Source organism: Lactiplantibacillus daoliensis (genome assembly GCF_005405005.1).
In the GTDB taxonomy this organism is placed as follows: Bacteria; Bacillota; Bacilli; order Lactobacillales; family Lactobacillaceae; genus Lactiplantibacillus; species Lactiplantibacillus daoliensis.
The window spans coordinates 383,568-403,330 of sequence record NZ_BJDH01000002.1 but is presented as its reverse complement, the minus strand read 5'-3'; the positions used below and the strand labels follow the sequence as shown (position 1 = coordinate 403,330).

Genomic DNA, 19,763 nt, shown 5'->3' with positions numbered 1-19,763 from the left:
TACACTACCGGGAACAAATAGTTAGCGCTAAAAATGGTTCATCATGGGCAAACCAAAATAGCACTTCGCTAAACCAGTTCAGTTTAGTGAAGTGCTATTTGAAATTAAGCTTAGAAGTAATCAATCAGTGCTGGCTTTTCGTGTACTAAGACGGCGTCCAATTGTCGGGCAGCAGCTAACTTACCTTTAATTTGACCATGTTGCCATGCACTCGCAAGTGAACGAGCACCGAATAAGGCTTTTGTGAGTTGCTGAATTGAAAGTTGTAAATCTGAACGTTTCGTTAAATCGGTAGTTACTCGGTTCAACGTCACTTTTCCACCAGCAAGTTGTAATTCCCAGATGCCTTGATTTTGGAGTAAGGTCTCATCGGTAATCGCTAGCCGAACGGGGGCTAGGTCAGTTCCGGTAAAAGGATACTTTTTGATGAAGTCATGCAGCAAAACGATACGAGCCATCATGTATGGCACCGTTTTGACGGTGAGTGGGTATGGATCTGCCAGCAGGTCCAACCCGTGTTCATCACTGGGACCTTCATAACTAAACGTTTCGAAGCTCGTTCCATGCTTAGTGACAAAGTTAGCGAGACGTTCAAACGCAACCGGCGTACTGGTCGTCCATTCTTGAATGGCAAAATTAGTAGCTTGCCGTTCGTAAATAAGATAGCCTTCGATTTTGGCGGCTGCATTTCGATAGATGGCAACGGACCAATCATGTTTCAGACTAAGATAGTGGGTCCACCAGTCAGGGCGAATCAGGCCGCCACGTTGATTGACTGGTTGGGCGGCATAAAAATCGTTAATTAAGGCTAAGCCATCATTGCCATAACGTGTAATTGTGCCACTAAAATCAGTTGGCTTGAGCCTTGGCAGGTCTTTGGCCGCTATCGTTTGGACTGTGTGATTGAAAGTCTGCTCGTAGCCAAATTTTCGATAATAAGCATATGAAAATGGGGCAAGGTACGAGAGTTCAACGTGCTTAGCCGCCATTTCTGTGAGCGCGGTGGTCAATAGTTTACCCGCCCCGCCGCGACCTGAATACTCTGGTGCACTCATCACGTCGCCAATCCCATGCATACCATATTTAACACCATGAAAGTTAATTTCAAATGGCAGGCTGTACAGTCCACTGACCAATTTGTCGTGGTCGTGGAGTCCATAGATCCGGCCGTGTTGATAGCGATCCATGAAAAAGGCTCGGCGTTCAGGGGTATCTTGCCGATTAAACGCGTATTGATATAACTGATAAAAGGCTTCGCGGTCCTCATCAGTCGTTAACCGTAAGTTTGCTGTCATCAGTTATCCTCCTTATTTAGCAGGTAAAAACTTGAAGTCCATCCAAGGAACTAGTAAGTTCATAATCGGTAATTCTGCGGCTGGAATGTGACCAACCACGTTGATCCGACCGGTGTTCTTGAAGTCACGTAAAGCGATTTGGGTTTCACCTTTGTATTGACCATAGTCGTCATTATCAATTAGGACGTCACCAACATGGACATCATCAGTATGATGGGCAGGGAAGTCTTCGTCCTTGTAAATGACCCGTGTTTGTGAGGAACGGATGACATAGTCGGAACAATCGCCACGATAAGTTTGTGATTGATTGAAGAGCGCGGCAGTTTCAGCTTCTGATAAATCAGCTGGGGTTTCAACGTGTAACAATGGTAGTGGACTGAAGAAGACTTCACTGGCAGCCTTCAATTCAGCTTCGCTTGCATAGGCATTTCCGATTAAGACATCATCAATTAAACCAGTCAATTTCAAATGTTGGACTTGAGTCGCAATTGGTAACCCGCGATGGTCTTCCAAGGTACAGAGACCATCTTGCATTGGCCAAGGACCATAAGTGGCGTCATTTGATGAAACGAACGCCGCGGTATTGATGCCATATTGCCGATATTGCTTGGAGGTTTCTACAAAGTAGTTGTAACCTAAGCCGGTGTATTCTTGAGGATAGAAGTTGTGTGATCCCAACAGGTTATCCTTTTCGGGGAAGTAGTCCATAATTGTGTCGACATAGTGCGTCCCTTTAGACATATTGACTTCGATCTTGATCCCATATTCGTTGTGGGTCATCCGAGCTTCTTCTTGGCCAGTGAAACCAAGGTCTAAGCGGACACCCCAAGCACCGAGTTCATGGAAAAATGAGAGGTCGTCGTAGGAAACGCCGAGTTGTTTGAACAAACCGGGGTTCACATCGACCATCACTTGTAAACCGAGTTTATTGGCATACGTAATGACTTTTTTAAAGTTAGCGACAACTTCATCTTTGTCACCCTTGATTTCCAACAATGACGTGAAGACACGTTGATAACCATACTTCGCTGCTAGGTCTAAATAAGCAGCGTCTTTTTCAAAGGTTGACCGTTCAGGATAGACGGATACGCCGAGTTTACTCATAAAATAATTCCTCCAATTAGTCGTAGTTGTATTCGCTTTCATTGTAGCATGATTAATTGGTCCATACCAGCAAAACTACGAATTTGTTGGTACAAATTTGACCGCTGTTTTTATCGCTGGGATTATGCTACGATTTGAGTATTAACCTGCTTGGCGATGAGTTGTCTTGCCACTCTGGTTGAGTCAATTCTGACTCGCCCGGCGTTAAGCTAACGAGCAATTATGAAGTTATTTACTAATGGAAACATGTCGTTTGAGTTCTAACTAACAGGCAGGAAAAAGTTTAATCAAAGTGGTAATCAAGTAATAAACAACCTAAATGGAGGAAACAATATGACATTTGAAGCAATTTTACCCGCATTGAAAAAAGGTCAAAAAGCCGTTCGGACTGGCTGGGAAGGAACCGAATTGTATGTGGTTTTACAACCAACTACGACGTATCAAGGGGATGTCCTAAATCCTTATTTTCTAATTAAGACGGCTGACGAAGCGTTCAGCTTGTGGTCACCAACGGATTGCGATATTTTAGCTGAAGATTGGCAACTTGTTGACTAATGCAATTTAGTGAATATCAAGGTCAAACTGTTCTAATCACCGGCGCGGCGTCCGGAATTGGCTTGGCGCAAGTCCGAGAATTTTTATCACAAGGTGCTAAGGTCATTGCGATTGATCGGCAACCACAACCGGTGGAACTGATGTCGACTGAATCGCTGAATTATCAAGTGGCGGATGTTTGTGACGAGGCTGCCTTGGTGGGAGCGATTCAAGCAGGCGTTGCGGAATTAGGACAACCACTAATTGTCTGCAATACGGCTGGAAAACTCGACGGGTATCGGCCAACGTTAGAAACGTGTTTGGATCAGTGGCAGTCGATTTTAGCCACTGATTTAACGAGCCAGTTTATTGTCACGAATACCGTTTTACCAGGAATGTTAGCGGCCAAGCAAGGAGTCTTTGTCAATATGGCTTCAATTGCTGGTTTGGTCGCTGGTGGTGGCGGCGCAGCTTATACGGCTGCGAAACATGCGATCATTGGCTATACGAAACAACTTGATTTAGACTACGCAGCCAAAGGAATTCGGGCCAACTGTATTGCGCCGGGCGCCATTGACACCCCCATGAATGCGGCTGATTTTGCTGGTGACGGTAAGATGGCTAAGTGGGTTGCTAGTGAGACGCCGGCACAACGTTGGGCTAAGCCTAATGAAGTTGCGGATTTAACGCTGTTTTTGGCGAGTCGACATGCAGACTATATTCATGGTACGGTGACGCCAATTGATGGTGGTTGGTTAGAAAAGTAGGTGAGTGAGATGACAAACTGTGTATTTTGTCAGCCCTTGCCGTACGTGCTTGAAAACGATCGAGCCGCGGCGTTTTTCGATAACCACCCCGTTAGTCGGGGACATTTATTAATTATTCCCAAGCAGCATTATGCGACGTATTTTGATGTTCCGGCAATTGACCGAGTTGCGATGGCTGATCTGATTGAAACGGCCAAACAGTATTTGGATGCCCGTTATCAGCCTGATGGTTATAATATTGGGATTAATGTCGGCGCAGCCGCAGGACAGACGGTGATGCATTGTCATGTCCATTTGATTCCGCGTTACCATGGCGATAACCCACATCCAGAAGGTGGTATTCGTAAAATGTTGCCGGGTGAAAAAACGAATTGAGGAGACGTTAGCACATGGCAGATGCCTTAGATAAAGCCGGTCGTAAAGGGACGGTTTTAAGTAAAGATCAAGTTTATAGTGGTCCAATTTTTAATTTGGTCAAAGAAACAATCAAAACACCAGATGGATTAGAAGTCGAACGCGATTTGATTGATCACGGCAACGCCGTCACCATCTTGGCGATTACTGCGGATGATCAAGTGGTATTAGGGACAGAGTATCGGGTTGGCCGTAATTCCGAAACGATTGGCTTACCAGCTGGTTTGATTAACGCTGGAGAGGAACCGCTGACGGCTGCCAAGCGCGAATTACAAGAAGAGACCGGCTATATTGCGCATGATAGTCAAGTTATGACGACGATTAGTTCTTCGGAAGGTTTCACCAATGAATCCGTGAGCTTGATCTTGACGCACATTGATCCGAGTGAACACGGTGACCGTCATTTTGATCATGATGAATATGTGAATACCCAGTTGGTGCCATTGTCACAAGTGATTGAGCTATTAAAGGCTGGCAAGATTCGCTCAGCCCAAGGTATTTGTGCGATTACTTGGTATTTGAATTTTATTCGAGAAGGTTAAATGATAACTTTAAGTGATAAAATTACTTATACGGTAGTCAGCAACCCTTGTTAGGTGATTCGACAACCGTTGCAGATAATCGAACTGGGTTTGATGACACAACTTACGAATTATAATGATTTAGATTTGTTTGCGTTAAATAATAAAAATGAGTCTGGGAAAAAGCTCTCGGATCACAGTAAAAAGGTAGTATTGAGAAATTATGTGATTTCTCAATACTACCTTTTTTGACTTATGTATACGCGGAGATGACAATTCCTGCAACTAATTTTTATTTTAGTTAGTTAACATTTTGATACTCCTGAATACAAAGTGACTAAATATTGCTGAGTTTTTGATGCTAAGTTGTTATATTTTTAAAACGGTTTAGTCATAATCATGAAAAAAAGGAGGGGGAGATTCTATGACAAAATTATTTTTACAAATCGTTATTGGATTAGGCATAACGGCTGTAGGTGTATACGAAATATATGCTGCACGTCTATATCTCAAGCAGTTAAAGGCAAATGTTAATGCCGATACTTCAATCTTCGCTGCTTTGGCTCTTTGGAGTGGATTCACATTTGGTGCAATTCTTACTTTGGGCGGACTCTCATTTTTATTCGGTGCGTATAGTTAAGAAACCAGTACATCAAATTTAGAATTAGATGTTCGGGGGGGCATCAGTGGTATTAATCATTAGACGGTAGTAATGAGTGCGTGAGCAAATTCGCGCGCTTTTTTTGAGGGACATCGATGAAATTTAAATTGAAACAGCGATCAGATTACGAGTTGTTAACTGATAAGACAAAGAAAGTCAATTTAACAGTCACTGGTCTAATAATAGTAAAAAAATCAGGAACCAACAGTTTAGAAATATGTCAATCAATACGTTCTAGCGAAGATGAAATTGTAGTCGTTGATACTTGATATTTTTCTATAAATAAAACGGGTTAACTCACGAATTCGTTGATAAGTTACAGTAAATTGATGAGAATGTGATTGCGGTATTGGATACCAAATTAAGCAATTTTTTTGGCATCAGTATGATCTGTTTTTGATTGTCTCAAGGTGCTAACTTGAAAGTGTAGGCTCAGTGGGTTCAATTCCACGTAAGCTGGCGCTTATTCTCACAAAAGGCTTTGACAGGTCGGGAGTAGATACCAGTTGACTCAAAATAAATTACAGGACTAGTGAACGAGCAGGCAGTATCATGTCATATATGAAATCCCGTTTGTGCATGAGAAAACACAAAAACATGGATACACTGTCCGGCATGAAAAACGGCACAGTGACTTTTTCCCATCGAAACATCAATACCGAATAACAGCTACTTGATTCAAAATATAACTTCCTAAATACAGCTAAACGTAATTTTCATTTTCTTGAATCTAATTTCCCAAACACGGTCTCGAAGACCAACATACTTAAAACTGAATTATAAATGAAAATGACGGAAATCATGTTATATTACGGATTCGAAATCTAAAAGAGTATGTTCGATTTTAGCTTCATCTTCACTGTAACTCAAAAAAACTCCGCAAGATTGAAAGATCTTACGGAGCTAATCTTAGTATGTTTTGACTAGGCTTTGATTTTTACAAAGTTGCTAACCATGCTAAAAAGTGTTGCATTTCGGCATCCCATAAGCGCCATTCGTGACCACCAGTGCCTAAATGCCACTGATAATGGGCAAATGTGGCAGCAAAGCGCTGGCGATAAGCCTCATTTTCAGTACGCATAAAATCGACATCGCCGGCTGCCGTGTAAACTGCTAACTTTTTAACAGCGGCTTGTTGCGGATTTTTAGCACTCATGAGCCAGTCAATATCTAGACTGGTATCCTTTAACGGCCGACCGCCGAAGACTAAGGACCAGTCTTGCATATCTACCGTGGTATTATGTTGAAACTCGGCAATGTTAATGACAGGTGAAAAGGCACCGATGGCCCGGAAGCGTTCTGGAAAGTTGAGACCGTACTTGAGTGCACCATAGCCACCCATTGACAAGCCGGCCACAATATTATTTGCTGGTTCCGTGGCGATTGGGTAGAAAAATTGCATCCGTTGATAGAGTTCGGTAGTGAGATAGGTCCAATAGTTAGGGCCATAGGTCATATCGGTATAAAAACTCCGATCAACGCGCGGCATCACGATGGCGTAACCGTAATCAGAGGCGTACCGTTCAATATTTGAATAACGTAGCCAAGCGCTCTCATCGTCAGACAAACCGTGAAGTAACCAAATAACCGGAAATTTTGGACTAGTTGCGGTTAATGTTGGTACTTTACCAACTGAATTTTTGGCTTCCGGCAAGATGACCTCTACGGTTGTCAGCATTTGGAGCGTATTAGAAAAGAATCGTGTTTCATGTAATGACATTTTACTCAGCCTCGATGTTAGCGCTTGCAAAAATGGTTTTGACACGCTAGAATATATTTTGAAATTTGAGATTAACGTTCTACGTGTAACGTTATCATCATTTGTCTTGGGGGGCAATTAAAATGACAAAAAACATTTCAGTTTCTAAACCAGTGCAACGTTCTTTGGGTTACATTATCTTTGTCAGTATTGCAGCAGCGTTTGGTGGGGTTCTATATGGGTATGATTCGGCGGTTATTTCTGGAGCGATTGGGCCACTAACCAGTTACTTTCATTTATCAACGTTAATTGAAGGTTTGGTTGTTTCAAGTATTCTGATTGGTGGGACGCTAGGTGTAGGCTTTGCCGGAGTAATCAGTGATCACTTTGGCCGTAAGCACGTGCTCTCAGCTTCGGCGTTAATCTTTTTAATCTCTGCAATCCTGCAAAGTACGGCGCCAAGTGTGGCTGTTTTGATTGCAGCGCGGATCTTTGGTGGACTCGGGATTGGGATGGCGTCAATGCTGTCAGTGACTTATATTTCTGAAACAGCTCCAACTAATATTCGTGGCCGTTTAGGAGCGGTTTATCAACTGGCAAATGCGGTTGGGATTGTTTCCGTTTATTTTGTTAACGCGATGGTGTTGAGTGGTCATACTAGTGATTGGGGCGTTAATCTTGGTTGGCGTGTCATTTTGGGATTGGCTGCCGTACCAGCAGCAATTTATTTCTTAATTCTATTGCCTTTGCCAGAAAGTCCTCGTTGGTTGATTTATCATGAACAGGGTGAGCAAGCAATCAAAACACTCTATTTATTGAATGGCGAAACTGAAGGGCATGCTGAATATGACCGTATCATGACTGCCGCAACAGCTGCGCAAATTCACGCAAGTGGGACGCACGAAACCCTCAAGAATAGTGCCTATATCCGTAAAGTGACTCGAATTGGCATTATTTTGGCTGTCCTGCAACAAGCGGTCGGAATTAATGTCATTATTTATTACGCGCCGATGGTTTTTAAAGCGGCCGGTGCTCCCGGAAATATGCAAACTTTAACCAATAGTATGATTGGGATTGCGGCCTTCTTTGGGGTCTTAGTTTCAATGTGGTTGGTCGACAAAACAGGACGTAAAAGCTTGTTATTATGGGGTAACGCTGGGATGGCCATCGTTCAGTTGGTTGTAGGCATTATTTTAGCTAATAAAATCGATCTGGGGATGTTTACGCCATTTCTCATCACGTTATTTTTGTTCCTATTCAATATTTCAATGGGACCAGTTGTCTGGATTCTTTTGGGTGAAATTTTTCCAAATGATTATCGTGGCAAAGGAATGTCAATTTGTACGGTTTGTATGTGGGTTGCCAACTGGGCTATTTCTGAAATCTTTCCGACCTTGTTAGCTAAACTTGGGATTGGCGTGACTTTTGGGTTCTTTGGTTTAATGTGCGTTGTTTCTCTGATTTTTGTCTGGCGGACATTACCCGAAACTAAAAATCGTAGTTTGGAAGAGATGCGCGCGGTTTTTGCCCACAAATGAGCAGTCAAAATTAGTTCAGTAGGCTATAATGACTACTAGGATGTGATGGAGATGCAACGTGTAACTTTAACGGAAGTGGCTAAAGCAGCCGGGGTTTCCGTAACCACAGCTTCACGAGTTTTAAATCTTAAAAATGAAGGTAACCAATCAATTAAAATTGGTGCGGCGACTCAAGAAAAAGTGCAGGCCGTGGCACAGCAATTAGGTTACCAGCAGAATTTATTTGCGTCGTTGACGAAGCACGACAAGGCAAGTCAGGTCATTGGGATTGTGATTCGTGATATTAATGATCCGTTGTTAGCAAAATTGATTCAGCAGATCCAAGTTCAGTTGAGACTAGCTGGTTATGAGACATTTATTAGTAATTCTAATCAGGATTTTGATGAAGCGTCTCAACAAATTAAATTCATGTTAGCGAACTATTTCGACGGCATTATTATTGTGGACTATATTCCAACCAATAGTCATTTGTTAGCTTTCTTGCAAGCACAGTCTAAACCTTATGTAATCGTCACGGGCAGCTTCGGTGATCCAGCGACGCCTGTGGTTCGGACTGATGATGCTGCGGGAATTGATGCCATGGTCCAAAGTTTATCACCGGCTAACTTTAAACATTTTGGTTATGTGGGAAGTGACCAGATAGGTGTTGGTCACCGTGAGTCGATGTATAAAAACGCCTTGGGTTACGCGGGCTTGCCAGTTATTAGCGCAAACTTTATCAAGGATGCGCCGGCCAAAAAGCTGCAACACGATTTGCAGGGGCTACCGCTGGATCAATTATTTTTATTCTGTGCCACGGATCGAATTGCGCTGAAAGTTTATACCTGTTTGATTGCACTTAAAATCAAAGTACCAACGCAGGTTGCTTTAATGGGCTTCGATGGGCTGTATGATTCGGATAATTTAGCAGTTCGCATTGGTAGTGTTGCCCAGCCTCTGACTGAGTTGGCACAAACCAGCTGTCAACTGCTATTAGCTAAGATTAATAATCCGGCCATGACGTTACCCGCAATTACCGCTTTGAAGCCAACTATCAGCGCTGGCACGACTATGCCGATTATTTAAGTCAGATTTAATGTAAACAAAAAAATGCTGACAGCTATCACAGTTGATAACCGTCGGCATTTTTTGATTGTTAGTAAACGCTAAACTAAGCTGAAATATTTTTCTAGGAAAACGGCCACGCCGTCGTCATCGTTGTTCAGCGTATGGTCGGTCGCAATGGCTTTGACGGCTGGAATGGCATTGTCCATGGCGACACCAACTTTAGCAGCTTTCAACATGCCAAGGTCATTTTCTTCATCGCCAAATGCCATGAGATTGCTGTAATCATCATCGAAGTGGGCGAGTAGCTGCTTTAAGCCACTGGCTTTGTCGGTGTGTTGCGGTAAGAATTCCAACAAATTACGGCGTGATGGCACGGCATGAAACTTGTTGGTGATTTCAGCGGGCAACTGTTCACGATTGTCGACGGCTTTAGTTGAAGCACTGACGACTTTGCCGAATTTATCGTCCGCGGGTAAATCAGCGAACGATAAATCGGTGAATGGCATGAGCCCTTTCAAAAAGGCCTCATATTCTGATTTACCTAAATCAACCAATGAGAAGACTTGGGTCAAATCAATCACATCTAACGGAATCCCTTGCTGTTTGGCATAAGCATGCAAGGGCTTGATGTCAGCTTTACTGAGACTCGTTCTGGCGAGAATATCACCAGTGGCGTTTTGTTGAACTAAGCCCCCGTTGAAAGTAATCGAATAATCATCGGGTGTCAGTAAGTTTAGCTGTTTAAGCAACGGTTGAATCGCCTTTATGGGGCGACCGGTACAGAGTACTACGCGGATGCCGTTATCATGTAATTGCTTGAGCACTTTCTCGGTACGCAGTGAAATCGTCTTTTCGGAAGTTAGCAAAGTATTATCTAAGTCGAGCGCAATCGTCGTAATCATGACAAGTTTCCTTTCTAAAGCTTAATCTAAAGCCAAAATTTGTTGAATCACTGCGCCCATGTTGGCTGTCTCAGTTGTTTGAGAATGTCGTACTGGGGCATCCCGAAGTTTCTCAACTGTCGCGGGAATAGGCGTCTTGATCAAGGCATGTAATTGGTCAACTGCGGCTAACCCATCCACATCGGCAGGTGTCCCATTGATTGCTGATAAAACAGCTTGTGGAAATTTGTAGGGACTAGCAGTTGAAACAACTACCATGGGCCGCTGATCCTTAGTGGCGGTACGATATTGCTTGGCAACGGCAGAAGCGACCGCCGTATGGGGATCAATCGTGTAATGATGATGAGCAGACAAGTGATGAATTTCTGCTTGATCTTGACCCTCAGTGACAAAGCCAGCCCAGAAGTCTTTAATGGCTTGGCGCATGGCTGGTGTTAAAGTGTACTCGCCAGTTGTGGTCAAGTCGTGCATCAAGCTTGCTGTTTGGACTGGATCTTCACCGGTTAGGTAGAAGATTAAACGTTCTAAATTGCTAGAAACGAGAATATCCATTGAAGGTGAGCTGGTTAGGAAAAATTCGCGGTTTTTGTTGTAAACGCCGGTGTTGAAGAAATCCGTCAGCACATTATTGCGGTTTGAAGCACAAATTAATTTATGAATGGGCGTGCCCAGCTGCTTAGCATAGTAACCAGCCAAAATGTCACCAAAGTTCCCGGTTGGCACACTAAAGTTAACTTCATCGCCAGTCTTAATCTGACCTTGTTTAATGAGTTGCGCATAGGCATATACATAGTAGGCGACTTGTGGGAATAGCCGGCCAATATTAATCGAGTTGGCACTCGAAAATTGGAATTGGCTAGCGGCTAATTTTGCCTGCAAGTCTGGATCATTTAAGAGCTCTTTGACCTTCGTTTGGGCTTCGTCAAAATTACCGTTGATGGCGACGACATAGGTGTTCTCGCCAGTTTGTGTAATCATCTGTTGTTTTTGAATGGCGCTGACGCCATTTTTTGGATAGAACACGATGATGCGCGTCTGGGGCACGTCAGCAAAGCCAGCCATCGCGGCCTTACCAGTATCGCCAGAAGTAGCTGTCAGAATCACGACTTCACGTGCAAGCTGATTTTTTTTGGCGGCCGTGGTCATCAACTGTGGCAAAATTTGTAAGGCCAAGTCTTTGAAGGCAATCGTTGGGCCGTGAAAAAGTTCAAGATAGTATTGTTTGCCGTGTTTCGTTACTGGGGCGATGGCAGGATCGTCGAATTGATCGCCGTAAGCCGCTTGAATGCAGGCTTTTAATTCCGCTTCGGTGTAGTCGGTGAAGAAAAGTTTCAGCACCTCGTATGCAACTTCCTGATAGGACATCGTTGCGAGTTGGTCGAAGTTGAAATGGGTGGTCGGTAAATCAACGGGGACAAATAAACCACCGTCGGGAGTTAGGCCTTGTAAGACCGCTTGTGAACTGGTCATGGTGTGACTTGCAGTTTCACGGGTACTGCGATAAAGTGTTTCCATGGATGAACGTCCTTTCAATTGATTTTGTCTAAATGATACACTAAATTAGGCACAAGCGGGGGCGTTTACAAGAAAAATCCCCGGACATTTCATGAATCAACTAAATTTAATTGCGATAAATGTAACCGGTTACGAGAAATGGAGATTGAGAACATGCAATTAGCAGGAATTTTACATCGGCCTGAAAGTGAAGACAGCGCGATTCTAGCCGATCATCAAGTGTTGATTCGTTTACAGACGGCATTAGACGATGTCGCAAAAGTCGAATTGCTGTATGCCGATATGTATTTATGGCAGGAAGGCGCGCCAATGCACCACGTGGCGATGACCAAGGGACTAGCAACGCAAGCAAACCAGTACTGGACGTTACCCGTTGAGCTTCCCACTAATCGCGCCATTTATGCTTTCAAGATCACGGATCAAGTTGGTCAGACGATTGGTTACGGTGATGAGGGCTTCTTCGCTGATACGGCGGCGAATTGGGCAGTCGCAGGGCGATATTTCCACTTGCCTTATTTACATGTGAGCGACGCGGAGTTGCCACCAGCTTGGGTTAAACACACGGTTTGGTATCAAATTTTCCCAGAACGTTTTGCGAATGGCAATCACCACAATGACCCCGCCAATGCACAACCGTGGGGTCAGGGACCAGTTAAGCGCGACTCTTTCTATGGTGGGGATTTACGCGGGATTATTGATCATCTGGATGACATTGCAGACTTGGGTGTGAATGGTCTGTATCTTTGCCCAATCTTTACCTCGCCGTCCAATCATAAGTACGATACCATTGATCATTTTGAGATTGATCCACATTTTGGGACGAAAAAAGATTTTCAAGAATTGGTCGATCAAGCGCATGCACGTGGTATGAAAGTGATGTTGGACGCGGTCTTCAATCATTTTGGCGACCAGTCACCGCAGTGGCAAGATGTAGTTAAAAACGGCCAGGATTCGCGGTTTTCAGACTGGTTTCACATTCATGATTGGCCAGTCGGCCGGGACGCCAAAACTGGTGAGCTGAATTATGAAACCTTTGCGACCGGGGCGGCGATGCCCAAAGTGAACACGCAGAATCCAGCTGTTCAGCAATACTTGATTGACGTCACGAAATACTGGATCGAACAATTCAATATTGACGCTTGGCGTTTTGATGTGGCGGATGAAGTCGATCACGGTTTTTGGCGAAAGTTGTGCGGTGCTTTACGGCAAGTTAAGCCCGATGTTTATTTGCTCGGTGAGGCCTGGCATAGCAGTCAAGCTTTGGTCAGCAACGGCCAGTTTGATGCGGTCATGAATTACCCGTTGACGCAACCAATCTTGGCGTTATTTAAGCATGAATTGACCATTAGTGATTACGTTGGCAAAGCCAATTTACAATTAATGCAATATCGTCAACCCAACCAACAGGTCATGTTTAACGCCTTGGACACCCACGATACAGCGCGGCTATTGACGGTGTTAAATGAAAATGTTGATCAAGTCAAAGCTGCCCTCACGCTGTTGATGTTGCTGCCAGGAACGCCTTGTCTCTATTATGGGACAGAAGTTGGGCTAGTTGGCGGACCAGACCCAGATAACCGCCGCTGCATGCCATGGCAACCGGCTGAGCAGAACTTGGCAATGCGGGCATTTGTAACGAAATTGGTCACTTGGCGGCAAAGTCAGGCCGATTTCTTGGCCGATAGTGAGTTGAGCTGGCAAATTGATGGCGATGTACTCAGTTTGAGTCGAAAAAATAAGACGCAGACGGTTACCGCGACCTTTAATCTAGGGACGAAATCAGTCAATGTGCCGACTGCTGGTCAGATTTTATCAACTGGATTAGCGGCAGGTAAACTAGCTGAAAATGGATTTGTTTTGATTGTGGAATAAAAGAAAAAATCGCTGACGAGGTTTAAATGTCGTCAGCGATTTTTTTAGTTGGGATAATTAATAGTTTGAATTTCACAATAATCAAATTTATCTTGATTAACAAATTGGTGCATGACCTCGCCGTGAGTGACACAGGCGATGCAGTCATAGTGATCGGCGTATTTCGCAAAGACCGCTTTGACTCGCTCCTGTACTTCATCGGCAGTTTCGTAAGGATAAGGGAAGTCTGCGGGACGACTATGTGGTGTGCGGCGGTACTGGGTATAGGATTTCAGAACTTGATCATTGTTTTCAATCAATGTGCCAGTGCGGTCGGGTTGCCATTCATGTAATCCTAATTCAACTTTGACCGGTGCAGCGACTTGCCGTGCAATTTCAAGGGTTGTTGCCATTGCACGGGTGAATGGGGAAGTCAAAATCAATTGTGCCTGCTGTAGCTCCGGTCGTAATGCACATTGTTGGGCCATTTTAATGCCTGCTGGTGTCAGACCACCTAAATCACGACCGTAGCCAACATAATGTTTTTCGACGACAGCGGTATAATCGGGTTCGCCATGCCGAATGAGAAAAATTTTCAAGATGAGGCCTTCTTTAAAGTGTTTTATTATGAAATATAATGTTTAATAATTTAATTTTTATAGCGGATGACGGGTCGAAATTTTGTTCAGTGCAAGATTGCGACAAATAGGTTGTAACATGTGAATAAAAATTCAGCTGGCCGGTTGGGGGCGAGGATGCTTAGTGGTGCCTACCACGTTCCAGCATCCGTGCCCCCAACCGCCATATTCCCATATTCCTGTTTAACTATAAAGCAATAGAAAAGCCGCTGAAATCCAATCAGATTTCGAGCGACTTAAAAGTGTTATTTAGTTGCGGCTGGTTTGATACTGCGGCCTTGGAAGAATTCAATTACAATCAAGACAACGTAGCAAATCAAGACGATCCCTAATAGGTTAGTGGTGTTAACGTTGCTGGATAACCAGTAATATTGCCAGTGTTGGTTGTTGAATACCCACCAAACTAACAAGCCGGCTAAAGCCCCTAAAGTATTCATAATTGCGATAAAGAAAATATTGCCGTTTTGTTTTTGACTAGCCCAGTATGCTGATAAGATGGCCATCCAAACGCCCCAGACGATTAAGCCTACGACAACGACCCAATAAATAATTGCTGCGATCATTGGTACTCCTTCTTTCTACAAGTTAATAACTTTATTTTACCATGAATTCGATTACATTGGGAGACCTCAGTGATAATTTTCACAATCAGCTCAAATAATAAGTTTGGTGGCATTACTTGTTATTTATTCTCGAATTATTTACAATTAGAACATAACAACAATGAAATAGGGAAAGGGTTGGCCTATCAATGACTTCTGCATGGAACTGGATTGGAATCATTGCTTGGATTATTGCTTTAGCAGTGTTTGTTTGGGTATTTCATCATATCCGCGTTCGTCGGATTAAAATGATCGTGGAACGCAAGCATACATTTGAATGGGGCAATTTAATCATTAGCGGCGTAGAATTAGTCGTCGCATTTTGTTTAGTCATCGGGATGGGTTACGTTACCTTTAGTCGGCGCGTTAATTTATCAGATACGAATGCAGTTAAAGTTGCCTATGAGTACGAACCATTAGTTTTGCGAGTCGGTAACGAAGGCTCATATTATGTCGCTGTTGATCGGAGTACGAGCAATAAGCCGGTCCATGTTTACAATTACTGGGTCAAGGGTGCTAAGTACACGGTTTCTAGCAACAAAGCGACGGTAGTTAGCAGTTTAAAGCAAGTTAAAATTATTGATACCGGGATTCCGTGGTCGCAAAAAACATTGCAGCAAAAGGATGCTCAAAATGAAAATGCTTATGTTGCTAAAATGACCGCCACTTACCAACCATCATTTATCAATGGTCTGGGTGTGCGCGTTGGTCATCAAGCAATGACGCGTTGGCTTATTCGCGTGCCAGCACAGTCATTTATCAACACGACTGATATTCAAAATCAATAGTTAGGACCAAGAAAAGCTGGGGGCTGACCTCAGCTTTTTTGACACTCAAAGAATAATTAATTGTGATAAGTTGTTAAATATTTATATTTGGAATAGTTTTTAGTTTATGCTGATTGATTAAAGGGGTAAAATTAACTTATCACGAAATTTAAGACATAGATGAAGGAAGCGGAACCGATGATACTCGAACAAGAGACACCGTTAGTGGTATGTGGCATCATTGGTGATGAAACCACTTTAGTTGTGACCAAATGCCTAACGGGACCATTTGAAAATCGTTATGATTTAGCAACTGCACCAGTGACGGTAGCGAAGACCCTGAGTGAAACTGTCACCGCCATTGCGGCGATGGAAACGGGCTTACAAACGACCATTGAAAAACAACTTGGTACGATTCGTTTAATATTACCAGCGACGACGTCAGAATGGACCCCACGAATGGTTGTCAGTACATACTATTTACTGGAACCAGTTGGTGGTCAGTTGATGACGCAGCGACCAAATTATACGCCGGCTTTATCTGCGGGGGCAGCACGTGTGTCCTTAGATCAATTGAATTGGGCGAATAGTTCGCCAGCCGTTTTGCAAGCGAAGCGCTACTTGGAAACGGGAGCGTTTCCCATTGCTGATCAGGTAATCGCCAGTTATGAAACGCCTGAACGACCACAATTTAGCTTGCTTGACAATCATGAATGAACGTTGTAAGTTAGAAACAACTTAAAAAATGATACGTTGATGAGAAGAGTAGTTAAGCATGTGCCAACAGCGAGTCAATGGTTGGTGGAAATTGACAGTAGGTGCTTAATGAAGATGAACTCGGAGTTGATCAGTTGTTGACGCAACTGGTCCGGATTGATCACCGATACCCAGATTAAGCGTGTGTTTAGCGCGATAATGAGGCAGCAATAGCTGTGAAGATAGGTGGCACCTCGGAGTTAAAAACTTCGTCCTTCGTAATGAGGACGGAGTTTTTTTATTGTTCAGCAATGTCATGAAGGGGAGTTTTAAAGATGGATCAATCAGCATTTATTGAAAAGTACGCCACGAACCGGTTAAATACCAACTCACTCAAGTGGGATGCGTTGGATCAACGTTATGGAAACAAGGATTTAATTGCAATGTGGGTCGCAGATATGGAATTTAAGGTTCCTGAACAGGTGACACAGGCCTTAACTGAACGAGTTGCTCATGGTATTTACGGCTATTCGTATACACCAGATAGTTATTATGACGCCTTCATTAATTGGGAAGAACAGCGCCACGGACTTACGTTAAAAAAGGATTGGATTCGATTTGGGACCGGCGTGGTTAACTCACTATACGCCTTAGTCAATGCTTATACCCAACCAGGGGACGGCGTTTTGATTTTGACACCCGTGTACTATCCTTTCTTTAATGCTGTTCAGGACAATCATCGGCAGTTGGTGACATCTGAGTTGGTGAATGACCATGGGAGTTATTCGATTGATTTTGATGATGTTGAAGCGAAAATTAAAGCCAATGAAGTGCGGTTATTCATTCAATGTTCTCCACATAATCCGGTTGGTCATGTTTGGACCGAAGCCGAAGAAACAAAAATCTTAGCGTTATGCGAACAATATCATGTACTTGTGATTTCAGATGAAATTCATCAAGACTTGGAAATTGATCCAGAAAATCATCCTTTCATCTCAGCTTTAACGGTTTCTAACAGGCGCTTTGAAAATAATGTAATTGTCGTCAATTCGCCATCGAAGACATTTAACGTGGCGTGCTTGTTGAACTCACATGTCATTATTCCAAATGATGCCTTGCGCCAACAATATGATGATTTCATTCAGACGATTAATCAGACTGAAACGAATATTTTAGGCCAAGTAGCGGGGGAAGCGGCTTACACTTACGGTGCAGAATGGCTCGATCAGATTTTAGATATTATTCGTAGTAACTATCATTATTTGAAGACTGAGTTGGCCGAACACGCGCCAAAAATCGTTGTTGCTGACTTACAAGGTACCTATCTGACTTGGTTGGATATTCGGGCTTACGTGAAACCAGAATACACGCGTGAATTTATACAGGATAAATGTGGCCTGGCCGTCGATTTTGGCGAATGGTTCAGTTCCAATGATCAGGGCTTTGTCCGTTTGAACTTAGCGACTGATCCTAAGTATGTGCATCAAGCAGTCCAAAATATTGTCCGTTGTTTAGCGGAACTGACTGCCTAGTTAAAAAATGACCTCCTTAAATCTCATCAGATTTAAGGAGGTCATTTTTTTGCCGACGATATTAACTACGGCTTTTGTTGGTGGTGTGCTGTTTTAACAGGCGTTTCCGTTCAATTTGTCGACGAATGAAGGAGTAAGCCAATAAGACGAGCGCTAGCAGGCCAATGACAGCCGCGGCGGTTTTGAAACCGAAGATTAAAAAGAAAACGGCAATGGCGAGCGTACAGTAAATGAGTAAAAACATTGGAATCCTCCTTCTTTCACATCGTATCGTTTAACTTAATGACTTAATTGTAACGACTAAAAATAGCTATCCCGTGATCTAAATTTGAATTTTCTGTTAAGAGTCCAAGTTAATTGGTCAGAAAATGGTCATTATTTTCAACTTTGAGTCGGGAAATGAGCCCAGTCAAACTGATTTGAGCAGAATAATTTCAAAAAAATCAACTTTTTTTGCCGATAGTATCAATGCGGAAATAAATTGGTTATTATCAAACTGATAAGATCAGGCTGCTGGCGGATTTTACCTTATTTTTCAGACTAACCCCATGCTTGTACAACCCTGAACTTTGTCGGCCTGAAAACGGTCCAAAAGGTGATATATCAACAAAAAAAGTTGAATTTTATCGAGCATCAGGCTTGTCAGAGTTTCGATTATCTGATAAATTTAGTCTTGTAATAAATTATCAAACTAATTAGATAATTCTTATCGGTTAGCGACTAAAGTTATGTCTTGATAACCTGACACCAGTTAAAGTTGATGGCAACATTGATTTTAAAGGAATCACTCCGGGTGAATTAAATCGAAGAGTTTCTCTAAATTCTTAGGTTGTGGGCGATTCACTCGAGATTGTCTGATTAGTGGGCAAACTTGAAAGTTAATGAGAAGAAGGACTAATGATGAAAGTGGTGGTAGTTGGTTAAGTCAAATTCGCGTTTCACCGTTGTCGGTCAGTAAGTCAGTTTGAAAAAACAAGGAGGATTACCACATGTTTAAAATGAAGAAGATGAGTTTAGTAGCGTTAGGTGCGGCAACCCTGTTTATGGCTCCTGCGGTTGTACATGCGGCGGAACCAACAGAATTAGACACTCCCGCGACGGTTAACATCGAAGGTGAGGTAGGATCGATATACTTAAAATCAGCACCGGAACTTGAATTTGGGACTGTTGATAATGTCTCAGAAACGAATACTTTTACTGTACCAAATAAAGGCAAAGGAAAGCATCTAACTGTATTGAATACTAAAGATATTGAAGGTTGGACTGTGAACGTTTCAATGACACCATTTATGGGAAATAACATTCAATGGAAAGGCGCACAACTAGATTTTAAGACAAATGATGTGAGTTCTGATAGAACAGATGATCAGGCTACTGTACAGACTAACCCTGCTTCGATTATGGCGGAAGATGGAGAAAAAACGCTACTCTTGTCTTCTAGCGAGAGTGGAAAGATGGCTGCAAAGGGAGAAACGCATCTTTATTTTAATGATAATGCAGTTGACTTAACAGGACGTGGTGGTTATCCAGCTGGGGAATATGCTGCAAGAGTTTATTGGGATTTGGAACATGGGGAGGTTGCAGATTAATTAAGTACTGTGTGTAAAATTAAGTCGGACTGTAAGGATGTAACCTAATCCAGCAAAATTTTGGATTATTTGATATCCCCAGAACGTTTAA

General features: G+C 43.0%; 20 protein-coding genes. 12 read left to right on the top strand and 8 right to left on the bottom strand.

Annotation, left to right across the window (positions count from 1 at the left end; all coding sequences use genetic code 11):
* Positions 1 to 110: 110 nt before the first annotated feature.
* On the bottom strand, positions 111 to 1,295 hold the full coding sequence (locus FFM64_RS04255; RefSeq protein WP_137606755.1) for a GNAT family N-acetyltransferase: 1,185 nt from the start codon (positions 1,293 to 1,295) through the stop codon (positions 111 to 113).
* Between the two features lie 12 nt (positions 1,296 to 1,307).
* Positions 1,308 to 2,399 (bottom strand): DUF871 domain-containing protein, encoded by a 1,092-nt coding sequence (locus FFM64_RS04250; protein WP_137606754.1) that lies wholly within the window; start codon positions 2,397 to 2,399, stop codon positions 1,308 to 1,310.
* A gap of 333 nt (positions 2,400 to 2,732) precedes the next feature.
* Between FFM64_RS04250 and FFM64_RS04245 the strand changes: the two genes are divergently transcribed.
* The 5 genes from FFM64_RS04245 (at position 2,733) to FFM64_RS04225 (ending at position 5,275) form a co-directional block, all read left to right on the top strand.
* The gene (locus tag FFM64_RS04245) at positions 2,733 to 2,954 is read left to right on the top strand and encodes a DUF2829 domain-containing protein (RefSeq protein WP_137606753.1); all 222 of its coding nucleotides are present in this window, start codon (positions 2,733 to 2,735) and stop codon (positions 2,952 to 2,954) included.
* Entirely contained in the window at positions 2,954 to 3,700 is a 747-nt protein-coding gene (locus FFM64_RS04240) for a 3-oxoacyl-ACP reductase (RefSeq protein WP_137606752.1), read from the top strand. The genes FFM64_RS04245 and FFM64_RS04240 overlap by 1 nt, the downstream gene beginning before the upstream one ends.
* A 9-nt stretch (positions 3,701 to 3,709) precedes the next feature.
* Positions 3,710 to 4,075 carry an HIT family protein gene (locus tag FFM64_RS04235; RefSeq protein ID WP_137606751.1) on the top strand — a complete coding sequence of 122 codons (366 nt, stop codon included), beginning with the start codon at positions 3,710 to 3,712 and terminating at the stop codon, positions 4,073 to 4,075.
* Positions 4,076 to 4,089: 14 nt separating this feature from the next.
* Positions 4,090 to 4,656: an NUDIX hydrolase gene (locus tag FFM64_RS04230; RefSeq protein WP_137606750.1), complete on the top strand. Its 567-nt coding sequence runs from the start codon at positions 4,090 to 4,092 to the stop codon at positions 4,654 to 4,656.
* Positions 4,657 to 5,059: 403 nt separating this feature from the next.
* Positions 5,060 to 5,275 (top strand): hypothetical protein, encoded by a 216-nt coding sequence (locus FFM64_RS04225; RefSeq protein ID WP_137606749.1) that lies wholly within the window; start codon positions 5,060 to 5,062, stop codon positions 5,273 to 5,275.
* Between the two features lie 958 nt (positions 5,276 to 6,233).
* On the opposite strand, the gene FFM64_RS04220 is transcribed toward FFM64_RS04225, so the two are convergent.
* Positions 6,234 to 7,016, bottom strand: coding sequence for an alpha/beta hydrolase (locus FFM64_RS04220; protein ID WP_137606748.1), 783 nt, complete (start codon positions 7,014 to 7,016; stop codon positions 6,234 to 6,236).
* 122 nt (positions 7,017 to 7,138) lie between these two features.
* On the opposite strand from FFM64_RS04220, the gene FFM64_RS04215 reads away from it, so the two are divergent.
* Both FFM64_RS04215 and FFM64_RS04210 read left to right on the top strand, forming a co-directional pair.
* Positions 7,139 to 8,533 carry a sugar porter family MFS transporter gene (locus tag FFM64_RS04215; protein ID WP_137606747.1) on the top strand — a complete coding sequence of 465 codons (1,395 nt, stop codon included), beginning with the start codon at positions 7,139 to 7,141 and terminating at the stop codon, positions 8,531 to 8,533.
* Positions 8,534 to 8,584: 51 nt separating this feature from the next.
* Positions 8,585 to 9,598 (top strand): LacI family DNA-binding transcriptional regulator, encoded by a 1,014-nt coding sequence (locus FFM64_RS04210; RefSeq protein WP_171000270.1) that lies wholly within the window; start codon positions 8,585 to 8,587, stop codon positions 9,596 to 9,598.
* Positions 9,599 to 9,678: 80 nt separating this feature from the next.
* On the opposite strand, the gene FFM64_RS04205 is transcribed toward FFM64_RS04210, so the two are convergent.
* The gene (locus FFM64_RS04205) at positions 9,679 to 10,482 is read right to left on the bottom strand and encodes a Cof-type HAD-IIB family hydrolase (RefSeq protein ID WP_137606745.1); all 804 of its coding nucleotides are present in this window, start codon (positions 10,480 to 10,482) and stop codon (positions 9,679 to 9,681) included.
* Positions 10,483 to 10,503: 21 nt separating this feature from the next.
* Complete coding sequence (gene thrC / locus FFM64_RS04200; RefSeq protein WP_137606744.1) at positions 10,504 to 11,997, bottom strand: threonine synthase; 1,494 nt, start codon at positions 11,995 to 11,997, stop codon at positions 10,504 to 10,506.
* Between the two features lie 153 nt (positions 11,998 to 12,150).
* On the opposite strand from thrC, the gene FFM64_RS04195 reads away from it, so the two are divergent.
* Entirely contained in the window at positions 12,151 to 13,869 is a 1,719-nt protein-coding gene (locus FFM64_RS04195; protein ID WP_137606743.1) for a glycoside hydrolase family 13 protein, read from the top strand.
* A gap of 44 nt (positions 13,870 to 13,913) precedes the next feature.
* Here FFM64_RS04195 and FFM64_RS04190 read toward each other — a convergent pair whose 3' ends face one another.
* Positions 13,914 to 14,447, bottom strand: coding sequence for a histidine phosphatase family protein (locus FFM64_RS04190; protein ID WP_137606742.1), 534 nt, complete (start codon positions 14,445 to 14,447; stop codon positions 13,914 to 13,916).
* A gap of 284 nt (positions 14,448 to 14,731) precedes the next feature.
* Positions 14,732 to 15,049, bottom strand: coding sequence for a hypothetical protein (locus tag FFM64_RS04185; RefSeq protein ID WP_137606741.1), 318 nt, complete (start codon positions 15,047 to 15,049; stop codon positions 14,732 to 14,734).
* A gap of 188 nt (positions 15,050 to 15,237) precedes the next feature.
* Here FFM64_RS04185 and FFM64_RS04180 point away from each other — a divergent pair, with 188 nt between their 5' ends.
* The 3 genes from FFM64_RS04180 to FFM64_RS04170 all read left to right on the top strand — a co-directional run bounded on the left by FFM64_RS04180 (position 15,238) and on the right by FFM64_RS04170 (position 18,083).
* Positions 15,238 to 15,876 (top strand): LVIS_2131 family protein, encoded by a 639-nt coding sequence (locus FFM64_RS04180; protein ID WP_137606740.1) that lies wholly within the window; start codon positions 15,238 to 15,240, stop codon positions 15,874 to 15,876.
* Positions 15,877 to 16,053: 177 nt separating this feature from the next.
* Positions 16,054 to 16,572 (top strand): NUDIX hydrolase, encoded by a 519-nt coding sequence (locus FFM64_RS04175; RefSeq protein WP_137606739.1) that lies wholly within the window; start codon positions 16,054 to 16,056, stop codon positions 16,570 to 16,572.
* A 314-nt stretch (positions 16,573 to 16,886) separates the two neighbouring features.
* Positions 16,887 to 18,083, top strand: coding sequence for a MalY/PatB family protein (locus tag FFM64_RS04170; RefSeq protein ID WP_137606738.1), 1,197 nt, complete (start codon positions 16,887 to 16,889; stop codon positions 18,081 to 18,083).
* Positions 18,084 to 18,144: 61 nt separating this feature from the next.
* Here the strand turns inward: FFM64_RS04170 and FFM64_RS04165 are convergent, their stop codons facing one another.
* Positions 18,145 to 18,327: a hypothetical protein gene (locus FFM64_RS04165; RefSeq protein WP_137606737.1), complete on the bottom strand. Its 183-nt coding sequence runs from the start codon at positions 18,325 to 18,327 to the stop codon at positions 18,145 to 18,147.
* Positions 18,328 to 19,072: 745 nt separating this feature from the next.
* Between FFM64_RS04165 and FFM64_RS04160 the strand changes: the two genes are divergently transcribed.
* Positions 19,073 to 19,672 (top strand): WxL domain-containing protein, encoded by a 600-nt coding sequence (locus FFM64_RS04160; RefSeq protein WP_137606736.1) that lies wholly within the window; start codon positions 19,073 to 19,075, stop codon positions 19,670 to 19,672.
* Positions 19,673 to 19,763: the final 91 nt, after the last annotated feature.